This window comes from Vibrio sp. 1CM7H (assembly GCF_023161645.1).
In the GTDB taxonomy this organism is placed as follows: Bacteria; Pseudomonadota; Gammaproteobacteria; order Enterobacterales; family Vibrionaceae; genus Vibrio; species Vibrio diabolicus.
The window spans coordinates 438,853-452,636 of record NZ_JALNTV010000003.1 but is presented as its reverse complement, the minus strand read 5'-3'; the positions used below and the strand labels follow the sequence as shown (position 1 = coordinate 452,636).

General features: G+C 46.0%; 16 protein-coding genes. 1 reads left to right on the top strand and 15 read right to left on the bottom strand.

Annotated features, from left to right (window positions below; translation table 11 throughout):
• Positions 1 to 13 precede the first annotated feature (13 nt).
• Positions 14 to 1,342, top strand: a complete 1,329-nt coding sequence (locus tag MSG33_RS14205) for an outer membrane protein transport protein (RefSeq protein WP_248381312.1) — start codon at positions 14 to 16, stop codon at positions 1,340 to 1,342.
• A gap of 75 nt (positions 1,343 to 1,417) precedes the next feature.
• Here the strand turns inward: MSG33_RS14205 and MSG33_RS14200 are convergent, their stop codons facing one another.
• From MSG33_RS14200 to MSG33_RS14130, 15 genes are all read right to left on the bottom strand, one after another.
• Positions 1,418 to 2,191 (bottom strand): MlaA family lipoprotein, encoded by a 774-nt coding sequence (locus MSG33_RS14200; protein ID WP_104972031.1) that lies wholly within the window; start codon positions 2,189 to 2,191, stop codon positions 1,418 to 1,420.
• Positions 2,192 to 2,406: 215 nt separating this feature from the next.
• A complete protein-coding gene (gene ccmI / locus MSG33_RS14195; RefSeq protein ID WP_248381311.1) occupies positions 2,407 to 3,621 on the bottom strand; it encodes a c-type cytochrome biogenesis protein CcmI in 1,215 nt (404 codons plus the stop codon).
• Complete coding sequence (locus MSG33_RS14190; protein ID WP_005380519.1) at positions 3,621 to 4,106, bottom strand: cytochrome c-type biogenesis protein; 486 nt, start codon at positions 4,104 to 4,106, stop codon at positions 3,621 to 3,623. The genes ccmI and MSG33_RS14190 overlap by 1 nt, the downstream gene beginning before the upstream one ends.
• Entirely contained in the window at positions 4,103 to 4,657 is a 555-nt protein-coding gene (locus MSG33_RS14185; protein WP_005380518.1) for a DsbE family thiol:disulfide interchange protein, read from the bottom strand. Before MSG33_RS14185 ends, MSG33_RS14190 begins: the two co-directional genes overlap by 4 nt.
• Before the next feature lies 1 nt (position 4,658).
• Positions 4,659 to 6,635, bottom strand: coding sequence for a heme lyase CcmF/NrfE family subunit (locus MSG33_RS14180; RefSeq protein WP_053808770.1), 1,977 nt, complete (start codon positions 6,633 to 6,635; stop codon positions 4,659 to 4,661).
• Entirely contained in the window at positions 6,632 to 7,117 is a 486-nt protein-coding gene (gene ccmE, locus MSG33_RS14175; protein WP_005380516.1) for a cytochrome c maturation protein CcmE, read from the bottom strand. Before ccmE ends, MSG33_RS14180 begins: the two co-directional genes overlap by 4 nt.
• The gene (gene ccmD / locus MSG33_RS14170; protein ID WP_005380515.1) at positions 7,114 to 7,320 is read right to left on the bottom strand and encodes a heme exporter protein CcmD; all 207 of its coding nucleotides are present in this window, start codon (positions 7,318 to 7,320) and stop codon (positions 7,114 to 7,116) included. The genes ccmE and ccmD overlap by 4 nt, the downstream gene beginning before the upstream one ends.
• Positions 7,321 to 7,331: 11 nt before the next feature.
• Positions 7,332 to 8,075: a heme ABC transporter permease gene (locus MSG33_RS14165; protein WP_005394301.1), complete on the bottom strand. Its 744-nt coding sequence runs from the start codon at positions 8,073 to 8,075 to the stop codon at positions 7,332 to 7,334.
• A gap of 109 nt (positions 8,076 to 8,184) precedes the next feature.
• Positions 8,185 to 8,853 carry a heme exporter protein CcmB gene (ccmB, locus tag MSG33_RS14160; RefSeq protein WP_006741714.1) on the bottom strand — a complete coding sequence of 223 codons (669 nt, stop codon included), beginning with the start codon at positions 8,851 to 8,853 and terminating at the stop codon, positions 8,185 to 8,187.
• Between the two features lies 1 nt (position 8,854).
• Complete coding sequence (ccmA, locus tag MSG33_RS14155; protein ID WP_012841536.1) at positions 8,855 to 9,472, bottom strand: cytochrome c biogenesis heme-transporting ATPase CcmA; 618 nt, start codon at positions 9,470 to 9,472, stop codon at positions 8,855 to 8,857.
• Positions 9,473 to 9,757: 285 nt separating this feature from the next.
• Complete coding sequence (locus MSG33_RS14150) at positions 9,758 to 10,252, bottom strand: DUF2802 domain-containing protein (protein WP_041853027.1); 495 nt, start codon at positions 10,250 to 10,252, stop codon at positions 9,758 to 9,760.
• A gap of 14 nt (positions 10,253 to 10,266) precedes the next feature.
• Positions 10,267 to 10,761 (bottom strand): chemotaxis protein CheW, encoded by a 495-nt coding sequence (locus MSG33_RS14145; protein WP_005380507.1) that lies wholly within the window; start codon positions 10,759 to 10,761, stop codon positions 10,267 to 10,269.
• A 35-nt stretch (positions 10,762 to 10,796) separates the two neighbouring features.
• Positions 10,797 to 11,873: a chemotaxis protein CheW gene (locus tag MSG33_RS14140; RefSeq protein WP_248381310.1), complete on the bottom strand. Its 1,077-nt coding sequence runs from the start codon at positions 11,871 to 11,873 to the stop codon at positions 10,797 to 10,799.
• Entirely contained in the window at positions 11,863 to 12,642 is a 780-nt protein-coding gene (locus MSG33_RS14135) for a ParA family protein (RefSeq protein WP_006741712.1), read from the bottom strand. Before MSG33_RS14135 ends, MSG33_RS14140 begins: the two co-directional genes overlap by 11 nt.
• Positions 12,643 to 12,650: 8 nt before the next feature.
• A complete protein-coding gene (locus MSG33_RS14130; protein ID WP_248381309.1) occupies positions 12,651 to 13,763 on the bottom strand; it encodes a chemotaxis response regulator protein-glutamate methylesterase in 1,113 nt (370 codons plus the stop codon).
• Between the last annotated feature and the right edge of the window lie 21 nt (positions 13,764 to 13,784).

Here is a 13,784-nt window from a genome sequence, read left to right as displayed (position 1 = left end):
AGCGAACATTCGAATGAAAACCAACAAGACTCTTCTATCAACAGCAGTGGCATTAAGCCTACTTGGCACAACGGGCATGGCTAACGCAGCAGGTTTCCAACTTGCTGAATATTCTGCAACAGGCCTAGGTCGAGCATATGCTGGTGAAGCAGCAATGGCTGACAACGCAAGTGCACAATGGCGTAACCCAGCAATGCTAACTTATTTGGAAGGCACTCAAGTGTCCGTTGGTACAATCTATGTGAACCCAAATATTGATATTGAAGGTGATGTAAACTTCCACGGTAGTACTTCTTCTGCATCTTCAGATGATTTCGCACATGATGCAATCATTCCAAACTTCTACCTATCACACCAATACAATGAGAAATTCGCGATTGGTTTGGCATTTGGCACCAACTACGGTATGGAAACCGATTTAGGTAAAGGCTTTGGTGCATCACACTTCGGTAACGAAGCAAGCGTAACGACAATGGAAGCGAACTTAAACGCAGCTTACAAAGTCAATGAATCAATCAGCGTTGGTGGTGGTATCCGTTACATCATCGGCGAAGGCAGCTTTGGCGCAGCAGCTCCTAAGAATAACGTTGTAGGAAAGCACCCTTTAACTGGCGATCCTATCAGTGTTCCTCAAGGTACCGCTCTAAAATACATGGAAGGTGACGATACCGCTTGGGGCTGGCAAGTTGGTACTGCATGGCAGATCAATGAAAATAACCGTATCGGCTTCGCGTACAAATCTGAAGTTGAACTGAAGCTTGAAGGCCATGCTGAAGGTCTAGGTTTTGGCTTCGGTACTTCTGAGCTTCCACAACTACGTGACAACGGCTACATGTACCTAAACCTGCCTGCAACGGCTGAGTTGGCAAGCTTCCACCAAGTAACAGACCAACTTGCGTTACACGCAAGCTTTAACTGGACGGATTGGAGCTCTTTCGAGAAATTGGAAGCACGCCTAGATACCGCTGGCACGCATATGGTTAAAGTAGAAAACTGGGAAGATAACTACCGCTTTGCTGTTGGTGCCACTTACCAGCTTGATCCTAAGCTAGCGCTACGTACTGGTATTGCATACGATACTTCAGCGGTAAGCGACAAAAACCGTACGATCACTATTCCAGAAACTGACCGTACTTGGCTAAGTATTGGTGCAACGTACGATTGGACAAAAGACTTCAGCCTAGACGCTGGCTTCACCTATATTTTCGCGAAAGACGCACCAATCGTTGAGTCTCGTGGTTACAAGTCAGACGACGCTGCAGAACAAGTCGGCGGCCAATTCGTAGGCGAAACTACGGGTAATGTTTGGCTAATCGGTGTTCAAGCAAACTACCGTTTCTAACCAAACAGCAAAAATACAAAAAAGGCTTAGCATCAGCTAAGCCTTTTTTTATTTGTATATTGTAAAGAACAGCGCTTAAAAGTCTTCTAGGTATTCGTCTAAATACTCTTCTTCTTCGATGTTAACTTCTTCCACCGTTTCAACTTCTGCTTTAAAGTTTTGACGCTGAATATAAACATCGCGAGTAAGAATATATGGATCCGGCGACGATTCTAGCTGTGCTTCTTGCGGTACTAATAAAGCACGCTTCTCCATGCCTTCAAACGCCCACTTACCCAAACTCGCCCAGAAGTTGAGGTAAGAGAGGGGTAAATACGTACTATCTACGGTATCTGTCACTTCACGTAAGGTATACGGGCCATAACCTGGAATCATGAAGTAAGGGCCATTTCCAACACCATAGTGGCCTACTGCATCACTGAACGCTTTCTCGTCGTATTTCGTAATACCCGCGGCACTTGCAATATCGAATAAACCGAAAATACCAAACGTCGAGTTAATCCAAAAACGGTTAAAGTGGTCCACGGCTTTCGTGCCGTTACCCATGACTAAGTTATTAACCATGCTGGCTGGCTCATCTAAGTTCGACAAGAAGTTAGCGATACCGGAACGAATAGGAACTGGCGTGTATTCCACATACGCAAGTGATACAGGACGAACCAAATACGGATCTAAATATTCGTAGTTGATTTCCCACATGGTTCGGTTAAAGCCTTCCAACGGGTCATACACATCAGAAGTCGTTTGATTTGTTTCTTGTCCTGTTACTGCTTCATCAGGCGCACTTGAACAGCCAACCAGTCCAACTGCAAGCAGTAACAAGAAGGTAGATTTACCCTTGTTATACATTTAATTTTCCATAACGACTATTAATGTACCTAAGTCACCCAATGAACAGTTGTACGTATGTTGAGCAGTATACGTAGTAAAGATGACTCAGATATGGGAATAAATAAAGGCCAGCAGTCGCTGGCCTTCGGTATTCTACTCGATCGTTTAGAGTCATACCACTAAAGGCAACAGACTCTACCCCGTTGTCATATTTCAGAGACAGACGCTAACGATTAATATTGCTGGTCAATGGTCACTTCAACCGGCGTGCCAAATTCAACGACGTCACTCTCTCCGTGCCAATCTTGGTCACGCGTTGCTACGTTACCGTCAGAGTCCACACGCACACGGACGATTAACTTGTCGAGTGAAGATAGTTTTTGCCCCTGCATCATGGCATTACCATCATCTAATACGACTGTACGAGGGAAAGTACCCAGCGGATAGCGAGCTGCCGCAACAGGCATTGGTGAGCCATCTGAACGATGTACCGATACAATGAGAACTGCGTTTGGATCTAACTGAGCATTTGGTGCCACATTAATTGTCACAGCGACACTCTTATCCGGTGAAACCGCTTCGCCCATTTGCTTACGAGCACTCTCAATACTGCGTGACAACATCTCGTAGCGGCTATCTTCTGGACCAATCATTTGCTGCATGATTCCCCAGTACTTGATCGCTGCCGGAAAGTCTTGACGCTCAAACGCATCGAACGCTAACAAAGAAAACACACGCAGATCGACATAGTCTTGCTGCATCAGCTTGCCGAGTAATGAGCGAGCCGTCGCTTGATCCATTTCCTCTTGAGACAGCATCAGAGCTTGTGCATAACCCAACATCACATCAGGATCTTGGGGCTCTAGGCGATATGACTTTTCCATCGCATCGATAGCAGTCGTGACATCACGATTTGCTAACGCAATACGACCTAGCAGTAACCAACCTGTCGAGTCTTCCGGCTGGTAATGTAAGCGAGTTCGAAGGGCAAGGGTCAAATCCGCCATTTCATCGTCACTCAACGGCTCAGAAGAAGCCGACATCAGCTTTTTCGATAACTCAGGTAGATTTGCAGACACTTCTTGCCACTGAACAATATCTTCTGACGCGCCAAATTTGTAATACAAGCCATAGCTCAACGCCACCGTCAGAATTACCGATGGGACTAAAACCGCGATTGGTGAAACCTTGGTTTCTTTTTGCGCTTTATCACCAGGAATATCGTCAAGGAGAGACTGCTTTAGATCAGAAATCAGTTCGTCTTCGCTTTCAACCAGCCCTTCGTCGGTTTCTTCTGCAAGCTCAGATAGACGGTCTTTATAAAATGCCTTGTTGAGCTCATCGCGTAACACATCATCATTGTTCGCTTTTTGTTTAAGCAGCGGCAAAGCCACCAGCGCACAAGCAATAAGCGTAAGAGCAACGGTGGAAATCCAAAATAGTGTCATTACTTCTTATCTCCGTTGTTCTCTTCTTCAAGCAATGCTTTTAAACGAGCCTCTTTTTGCTCATCCCATTGCTCGTCACTGCTCGCTTTTGCCTTAACTTTAGATTTACGGCTACGCAGTACAATCAAACCAAAACCACCCAATACCACAGCTAGAGGCCCTAGCCACAAAATTGCAGTCGCGACCGTAAATGGTGGGTTGTAAGTCACGAAGTTACCGTAACGGGCGATCATGTAATCAACAATCTCATCTTTGGACTTACCTTCTTTGGTCATTTCGTACACCTTATGGCGTAAGTCCTGAGCAAGTTCAGCGTTAGAATCCGAGATCGTGTTGTTCTGACATTTAGGGCAACGGAGCGTATGGCTTAACTCTTTGAACTGCTGTTCTTGTTCCAAATTATCAAACTCGTACACTTCAATGGCCGCATGAGCAGCAAGAGATAATGTCATCGCAGCAAAAACGGCAAGAATTAGCTTTCTCATTGCTTCGCCTCCTCAACCAATTTGTTGTAAAGTGGCTCCAGTGTTTCTGACCAATTACGTGGGTTTACATCCCCTACATGGCGATAGCGAATCACACCATTTGCATCAATAATGAATGTTTCTGGAGCACCATAAACGCCAAGGTCAAGGCCAAGCATACCGCTACCATCAAATAGGCTGATCAAGTACGGGTTGCCGAGATCATTCAGCCAACCTATTGCTTTATTACGATCATCTTTGTAATTCATACCGATGATCTTAACGCCCTTACCCGCCAATTCGTTTAGGTATTTATGCTCTGCATAACACGTTGGGCACCACGTTGCCCAAACGTTCAAGAGCAACGGTTCACCTTTAAAAATTGATTGGTCGTACTGTTTTCCAGGCTCAGCCAGGTCTTCTAAATGAAATTCAGGAACTGGCTTGCCAACCAAAACCGACTCCAATTTAGTTGGATCATCGCCCTCTTGGTTACGCATTAATTGGGTTGCGAAAATGCCCGCTAGAATCATGAAAGCGACAAGCGGAATAAATAAGATTTTCTTATTCATGTTATGCCTCCTGCTCTTTTGACTTCGCGTTTTTCTTCGGCGATTTACGGAAGCGGTAGCGTTTATCAGAAATCGCTAGTGCGCCGCCTAATGCCATAATCAAAGAGCCAGCCCAAATCCAACGAACGAACGGTTTATAGTAAATACGAACAGCCCAAGATCGGTTGTCGTCTAAACGTTCACCCATTGCAATGTATAAGTCGCGACTAATACCACGGTCAATGGCAGCTTCAGTCATCATAGACTTAGCCGTACGGTAGAAGCGCTTCTCAGCGTGAAGCGTATTCACGTATTTGCCATCATGTGTGATCTCAAAATCCGCGATGTAGCCATCGTAGTTTGGACCATCTTTATCACGCAGGCCTGAGAAGTAGAAATCATAACCTTGAATTTGGAAATGTTCGCCAGGTGCTAAACGTACATCACGCTCGATGCTGTAGTTCTGTACCATCGCAATACCGATAACAGATACCGCCAGACCAACATGACCCAACATCATCGCCCAGTGGCTACGCTGCAGCTTGCGAACGCCTTCACTAAAGCTATGACGGTGCGTTGCACGCTCATATAGTTCAAAGCCATGCATTGCAATAATCCAAATCGCCATTACCCAGCCAATGTAAGCCATGGTTGAGAAGAAGTCGGCAAACAGGAACACGCATACCGCAGCCAAGGCGAAAGCAAGCACACCTGAAATGAGCATTGGTTTCACAAGTTTAGATAAATTGTCTCGCTTCCAACGGATAAGTGGACCAATACCAAGTAGGAAAGCAAATGGCATCATCAACCACGCAAACAGCATGTCGAAAAATGGCGCACCGATAGAAACCGACCCCAAACCAAGCTGCTTATGTACGAGCGGCAACAGTGTCCCCACTAACACCACAACAAGTGCTGCGATAAGTAATACGTTGTTGGCTAAGAGCGCGTTTTCACGAGAGACTAAGTCGAAGTTACCTCGTACACGCACTGCCGCCCCTTTCACGGCAAACAGCAGTAAAGAACCACCGATAACGAAAACTAAGAAACCTAGAATAAACATACCGCGCGACGGGTCAGACGCGAACGCGTGCACCGATACTAAAATACCGGAACGGACTAAGAATGTGCCCAACAAACTCAACGAAAATGCAGAGATTGCCAATAGTACTGTCCACGCTTTAAATGTGCCGCGTTTTTCTGTCACGGCAAGAGAGTGCATTAATGCGGTACCCGCTAACCAAGGCATGAATGACGCGTTTTCTACTGGGTCCCAGAACCACCAGCCACCCCAGCCAAGTTCGTAGTAAGCCCACCAAGAGCCTAGTGCGATACCGAGTGTTAAAAATACCCATGCAGCGGTTGTCCAAGGACGAGACCAACGGGCCCAAGCCGTATCAAGGCGTCCAGTCATTAGGGATGCGATCGCAAAAGAGAAGGCAACCGAGAAACCAACGTAGCCCATGTAAAGCATTGGCGGGTGAACAATCAAACCAGGGTCTTGAAGCAGAGGGTTCAAGTCACGCCCGTCAACCGGGAAGAAAGGCAACGTACGTAAGAATGGGTTTGACGTTAAGATGATAAACAGTAGGAAACCCACTGAGATCATGCCCATTACGGCAAGTACACGTGCAACCGACTCTTGCGGCATACCACGACTGAATGTCGCTACAGCGACAGTCCAAGCAGCTTGGATTAAAACCCATAGCAACAGTGAACCTTCGTGTGCACCCCATACTGCGGTTAAACGGTAGTACCAAGGAAGCTGACTATTCGAGTTGCTCGCTACATACTGTAACGTGAAGTCGTTGGTATAAAATCCCCAACATAAAATGGCGAAAGAGAACAACAGCATCAGGAACATAGACCAAGATAGCGGTCGCGCTGTGTTCATGAGCATGGTGTTATTATTCGATGCTCCCCACAATGGCAATACGCTCAGCAGCACAGCCATTGCAAGCGAAAGAATGAGAGCAAAGTGACCGATTTCAGCAATCATTGGCCGCTTCCTTGTTTCTGTTCGGTGCTGTATTGAAGCGGTTCATGCGTTTTCTTCATCGCTTCTGCAATTTCTGGTGGCATGTATTCTTCATCGTGCTTCGCTAGGACCTCAAATGCCTCAACTGTCGTGGCATCTTTCAGTACACCTTGAGCCACAATACCCTGCCCTTCACGGAACAAGTCAGGAAGAATACCGTCATAAGTAATCGTCACTTTAGGACCGACATCGTGCAGGTCAAAACTCACTTTCAAAGAATTAGGATCTCGACGAACCGAGCCCACAACCACCATACCACCAATACGCAGACGCTGGCCTACTTCTGGCTTGGTGCCATCTGGCTTACCATTAACCAATTCCGTAGGAGTGTAGAAAAGGTCCATATTTTGGTTAAGCGCATAAAGTATCAAACCAATGGTGGCACTAATACCGATAAAGATCGCTAGTACGATACCTAGCCTCTTTTTACGTCTCGGATTCATAAGGTGTTCTCCATGTTCTTCGCTGCGTCGATACGAGCTTGACGGTCAATTTTTGCTTTCACTTCTTTCAATAATGCATCACCGCGGCGAAGGCTAGTGATCAGAAGAATCAGCATGGATAAGAAAGTAATACCAAACGCACTCCATACGTATGATGCGTAGCCACCCATGGCAAAAAAGTCGCTCAGAGATTCAAAATGCATAATCAATTACCTCACTGAGTTTGTTCTGTTGCGAGTTTGCGCACCCAAGGGCGGTGACTTTCTTTACTGATGATTTCGTTACGGAAACGGACCATCGTCACTGCACCAAAGAAGAACGCAAAGCCAAAGATGTTTAGCAATAACGGCCAAAGCATGTCGGATGAAATAGAAGGTTGTTCAAATTTCGTGATCGTCGCGCCTTGGTGAAGCGTGTTCCACCACTCTACGGAAAAGTGAATGATCGGAAGGTTAACAACGCCTACGATCGCTAAAATACCCGCCGCTTTTGCGGCTGTTTTCTGATCGTCAAACGCGTGATAAAGCGCAATAACACCAAGATAGAGAAATAGAAGAATCAACTCTGAAGTAAGACGCGCATCCCATACCCACCAAGTGCCCCACATTGGCTTACCCCAAACGGCACCAGTAAGTAGAGCAATAAAGGTAAATACCGCACCAATCGGCGCCATCGCAAGTGCCGCCATATCAGATAGACGTACTTGCCATACTAAGCCAATAAATGCCGCAATCGCCATCGACATATAAACGCCCATAGACCAAATAGCTGATGGGACATGAATGTAGATGATTCGGAAACTGTCACCTTGTTGGTAATCTGAAGGCGCAAATGCAAGCCCCCAAACCGTACCAACCGATAAGCATACGAGGGCCAATACAGAAAACCAAGGCAGAAACTTACCACTCAAACGGTAAGCGGTTTCTGGCTTGGCATAAGGATGTAGCCATTTCCACATGTTTTGTTCTCACTCTTACTTCAGGGACACTGTCTAAAGGGCTGAGACCGTAGCAGTGCTTTAATAATAATTCTTTGATCAAGCGCCGCTTCATTGGCACTTTATTGAGTTAGTTAACACTAACTCTCAATGCGGCACTAATGGCAAAAGGCGTTAACGTCATCGCTCCCATTAGCATCGCACCTAAAATTGCTAGTTGACCGTTATACGCCATACCAAGCGCGGCGGCATCAATTGCTGATGTTGCGAAAATCAAAATTGGGATGTAGAGCGGAAGAATAAGCAAACTCAAAAGAACGCCACCCTTTTGCAACCCAACCGTCAAAGCCACGCCAATAGCTCCAATAAAACTTAGTGTCGGTGTACCGATCATCAAGGTTAGTACAACAGATAACCAAGTATTGAAATCAAGCGAAAGTAAAACCGCCAATAATGGGCTAATTAGGATCAGAGGTAACCCTGTTAACAACCAATGTGCTATGACCTTTGAAACCACTACAAGTTGCAATGGAATCGGCATTAGCATCATTTGTTCCAATGCACCGTCTTGAAAATCATCACGAAATAGACGCTCTAATGATAATAAGGCGGATAGCAATGCGGCAACCCAAACAATGCCCGCTGCAATACGTGCTAACAAATTTGGTTCAGGCCCGATACTAAGAGGAAACAGAGTAATAACAATAATAAAGAACCAAAGCGGGTTCAGAATGTCTGCCTGACGGCGAAATGCTATCAATAGCTCGCGGCGAATGATGGTGGTCATAGATGGAATCATATCAATCACCCAACTTTATTTTTCTAAGTTTCGGGCTGTCCGAAAACATATCTTGATGCGTCGTCAACACGACAATACCGCCATTATCAGCGTGACTTGCGAACAAAGATTCAAGCACTTTGACGCCTTGCTTATCGATGGCGGTCAACGGTTCATCTAAAATCCATAAAATTTGCTTACTGAGCCATAATCTCGCTAGTGCCACTCGTCTTTGCTGACCTGCGGAAAGCTGTGCTACAGGCACATCTTCTCGACCGGCTAAACCAACTTGAGTTAAAGCAGTGAAGATTTCTTCGTCAGAAGAGCGGTTATTTTGAATAGATTGGTAAAAACGTAAGTTTTCTAGTGCGGTAAGCTCTCGTTTCACTCCAGTTTGATGCCCTAAGAACAGCAGATCTTGATGGAAAACATCACGAGATTTTTCAACCTCTTCTCCTTTCCACTTAATGATGCCTTCTTCTCTATCACCTAAACCTGTCACAATACGTAGTAACGTAGTTTTGCCAGTACCATTGCGCCCTTCTATCTGGACCAATTCACCAGGCTTAATTTCAAACTGCAGGTTTTCAAACAGGACCCTCTCATCACGGATCGCTGTCAGGTTAGATACTTCTAACATAGAGCTTCAACTAAAAAATGAACGAAGCGCTATATTAGCACAGCTTAGTTATGACAAAACAGGATAAGAGGGCTGGGATGTATGTAAGTTCATGTATTTTTGTTAATTAATCGTCACACTTTAATAAAATTAACTATAAGTAGTTATAAGCTCTCATTTTAACTTGGGGAGCGAGTGCTAAGAATGAAGAGAGCTTAAGATAAGCTAGGGCTGTATTACAAAAGATAATTAGTAACCGAGCACAAAAAAAGAGGCTTATCGCCTCTTTTTATCGCTTTAAAACCTTTAGCGTCGACGACGTCCACGCGCTGGGTATTCTGCATCATCTGATGGCTGGCCGCTTAGTGGTGGAATTTTCTCTTTTCCCGCCAGTTTTTTCTGTAGTGAAAGCATCAATTCCGCTTCAGCTTTTGGCAGTTCACACTCTTCAATGAGCTCATTGATATCTGCACCAAGCTGTACCATTTTAGAAGCTCGACTGTACAAGCGACCATCAGTATCAGCGTGCTCGAGTTCACGAATTCTCTCGTTTAGGTGCTGAATAATGTCTTGTTGTTCCGTTACTTTTTGTCCAAGACCAACGACAACCGAACGCACTTCGAGTAACTGCTTACTCAACTTTTGTACTTCTTTATCTACATGTCGAGACTGTGCTCGTTGCTGGTCTACTTGCTTTTGCAACCCCGAGCGAATGCGCAGTTGCAAAACAACCAACACCAACACGATAAAAGCGACGCCACCCGCAAGGAATGGAACAGATAAAAGAGTCTCTTCAGCCATCATTATTCAGCCCATTATAGGTGAGCCATCTCGTCCCATTCGTCATCCGTTAGGAGCTTGTTCAAATCCACAAGGATAAGAAGTTTGCCGTCACGGTTGCTCACACCTTGGATGAACTTCGCGCTTTCATCAGTACCAACAGAAGGCGTCGTGTCAATTTCAGAAGAACGTAGGTAAACCACTTCTGCCACACTATCTACCAAAATACCAATCACTTGACGCTCTGACTCGATCACAATAATACGAGTATTATCTGTAACTTCGCCTTCCATCAGGCCGAAACGCGAACGCGTGTCGATAACAGTAACCACGTTACCACGCAGGTTGATGATACCCAGAACATAATCTGGCGCACCTGGAACGGGTGCAATTTCAGTATAACGAAGTACTTCACGAACTTGCATTACGTTGATGCCGTACGTTTCTTCTTCTAGCTGGAACGTCACCCACTGAAGAACTTCGTCATTCGATGCATCTTTCTTCACTTCTACTTCAAAAGCTTGAGACATAGTTAATCCTCGTTAATGTCGTTCCCGACTTAAATCTAATTCAGTGATTTGACATCTAAACCGGCGTTTAGCATGTCAATGAGCGCCTGGACATGAATTAAGGCGCACATTTTTTCTTTTACCATGCCCGCTAGCCAAGGGCGCTTACCCGCCTGTTCACGCCAGCGAACCTTGTCGATATTGAGCGTTTCCGTCCCCATTAGTTGGTTACTGGCCAGCCCCCACATGCTCTCTCCAAGCATGACAACGTATTGGTAATTATCTTTGTAACTGTCATCGCGAAGCTTATCTGCCATCACCCATTTCGCGGTATCGACGACATCAAACTGTTGCTCACGATTTGTTTGTAGCCCCAAATACCAGGCGGGCTTTCCTATCAAATGGTTAAGCTCACTGATGCGATGAATACCACCTAACTCATCAAGCGGTACGGCAAACGTGACATCATTCACATCAAAGTAAAGCACTTGAAAATCTTCACTTCGCTTCGTGCTTTCCCAGTCAGTTGGTATTTCGGAACCTGTTTGTGTCTCGAGCTCGGTATCAACGTTCGATTCTATATTGACATCATGCTCAATCACCGATTGAGGTTCAACCAGTTCTGGCTGAGTTTCCTCAAAAACTGGCGCATCAATCACCCAGTCTTGTATCTCTTCAACTGTTTGTAACTCGGGCGCCTCACTAACGGTTTGTACGTCTGGCTCAGCCGCTTTTATTTCTGCTGCAATATCAATCGTATTTTGTTCAAGAATACTATCAATATCTAACTCGGCTACAGGGTTGCTTGCTTCAAGCTGACTTAATAACCTTTGCACATCTTCCAGATTTGGGGCTTCCAATTCTGGCGGGTAAGCTTCTTGAAACTGGTATATTTCCGGCTCCGAGTATTGAAACTGCAATTCTGGCTCTGGCTCTGGCTCTGGCTCTGGCTCTGGCTCTGGCTCTGGCTCTGGCTCTGGCTCTGGCTCTGGCTCTGGCTCTGCAGATGATATTTCTTGAGCCAGCAAGTCAAGCTCTTCCTCAAGAGTCGTTGCTTCAGCCTCATCACCCAATAGCGCATTAAAGTAGTCATCAAGCGCTTGTTCACTGGAAAGCACGTCGTTACTGCTCATCGAACGCTAACCTCTCCAGGTAAATCAGTAACTGTTTATACGCAAACACACCACGACTACCAGATGCAAAATGCGATGCTGGCAAATGCTTTAAACTAGCATCACGGAACTTGGTATCAATCGGCACCGCAGAGGTCCATACTTGATTTGGGTAATCTTTCTTCAGTTGCATCAATGTCTGCAAAGACGCTTTGGTGCGCTTGTCATACATCGTTGGAACGATAGTCACTTTGAAACCACCCGGACGAGACTTTTGCATAATGGTTAACGTGCGCATCATGCGTTCCAAGCCTTTCATCGCCAAAAACTCGGTTTGAACGGGAATCAAAATTCGGTCACTGGCGGCCAGTGCGTTGACCATCATCACACCAAGAATTGGCGGGCAGTCAATCAACACATAATCATAGTCTTGTGAGACCGCTTGTAGAGCTCGTTTTAAGATCAGCCCCATCCCACTGCGATTCCCCATGACACGATCAAGCGTCGCAAGGGACATATGCGCGGGAATGATATCCATCCCTTCCAGTTTTGTCTCTAGGATTAACGGCCTCACCGTTTCACGAGAGAATGTCTTCAACTGGAATAAATCAAACAGGCTCGAAGTTACTGCGTCAGGATCATAACCAAGATAGGTAGTCAGTGATGCGTGAGGGTCAGTATCGACCATCAGTACGCGATGACCTTTTTGACTCAGCAAACCCGCTAATGTCACTGTTGAGGTGGTTTTACCCACGCCACCTTTCTGGTTAGCTACACTCCAAACAATCATGATGAATCCTACGCTAGGCCAACTTCCACCAACATGCGTTCAGCAATGCGGTCAAGCGGTAAATCTTCTGAAGAAATGCCTGCTTTAGCAACAGCTTGGGGCATACCATAAACAACACAACTTTCTTCATCTTGAGCCCAAATAGTTGAGCCTGCAGACTTCAACATACGAGCGCCTTCACGACCGTCTGCCCCCATACCAGTCAGCACTAAAGAGAGTACTTTGTCACTGTATACTTTGGCTGCAGAACCAAAAGTCACATCCACACATGGTTTGTAGTTCATGCGGTCGCCGCCATCAATGATACGAAGACGAGCAGCCCCCGCTCGACCATCCACCATCATTTGCTTACCACCTGGAGCAAGATATGCCACACCAGGCTGTAAGACATCGCCGTCTTGGGCTTCTTTCACTTGAATCTTACACAAGGTATTCAAACGGCTGGCAAATGCAGCAGTAAAGGTTGCCGGCATATGTTGGATCAATACGATCGGATGCGGGTAGTTCATCGGTAAACGCGTCAGAATTTTTTGCAAAGCAACCGGACCACCAGTAGACGTGCCAATTGCGGTCAGTTGATACTTCTTACCGGAGGCTCGGAACTTTGCCGCAGCCGCTCGAGCAGGAGCTGGAGTCGCTGGCGAAGCCGTTCTTGAACCTAGTGGACGAGCTGCCGCATTAGTACTCGCAGCAGCGCGAGTGATTGGTCGACGCATAAAAGCGCGCTTCGAAGCAATCTGAATAACTCGTTGCTGAAGCAGTGACACCGCTTCTTCGCGGTTACGTGCGATGTCTTCAAACTTTTTCGGTAAGAAATCCAATGCGCCCGCATCTAGCGCATCAAGCGTGGCTTTCGCCCCGTCATGAGTCAGGGACGAAAACATTAGGATTGGCGTTGGAGCCGCTGCCATGATTTCACGCACAGCGGTAATGCCATCCATCACTGGCATTTCAATATCCATCGTGATGACGTCCGGTTTAAGAGATTTGGCTTTCTCAACCGCCTCTCTGCCATTTACCGCAACGTCAATCACTTCTAGGCGCGATTCTGAGTTGATGATTTCGCTCACGCGACGTCGAAAAAAACTCGAATCATCAACGACTAGTACTTTAATCGCCATCTTATTCCTTTTAATAACGTC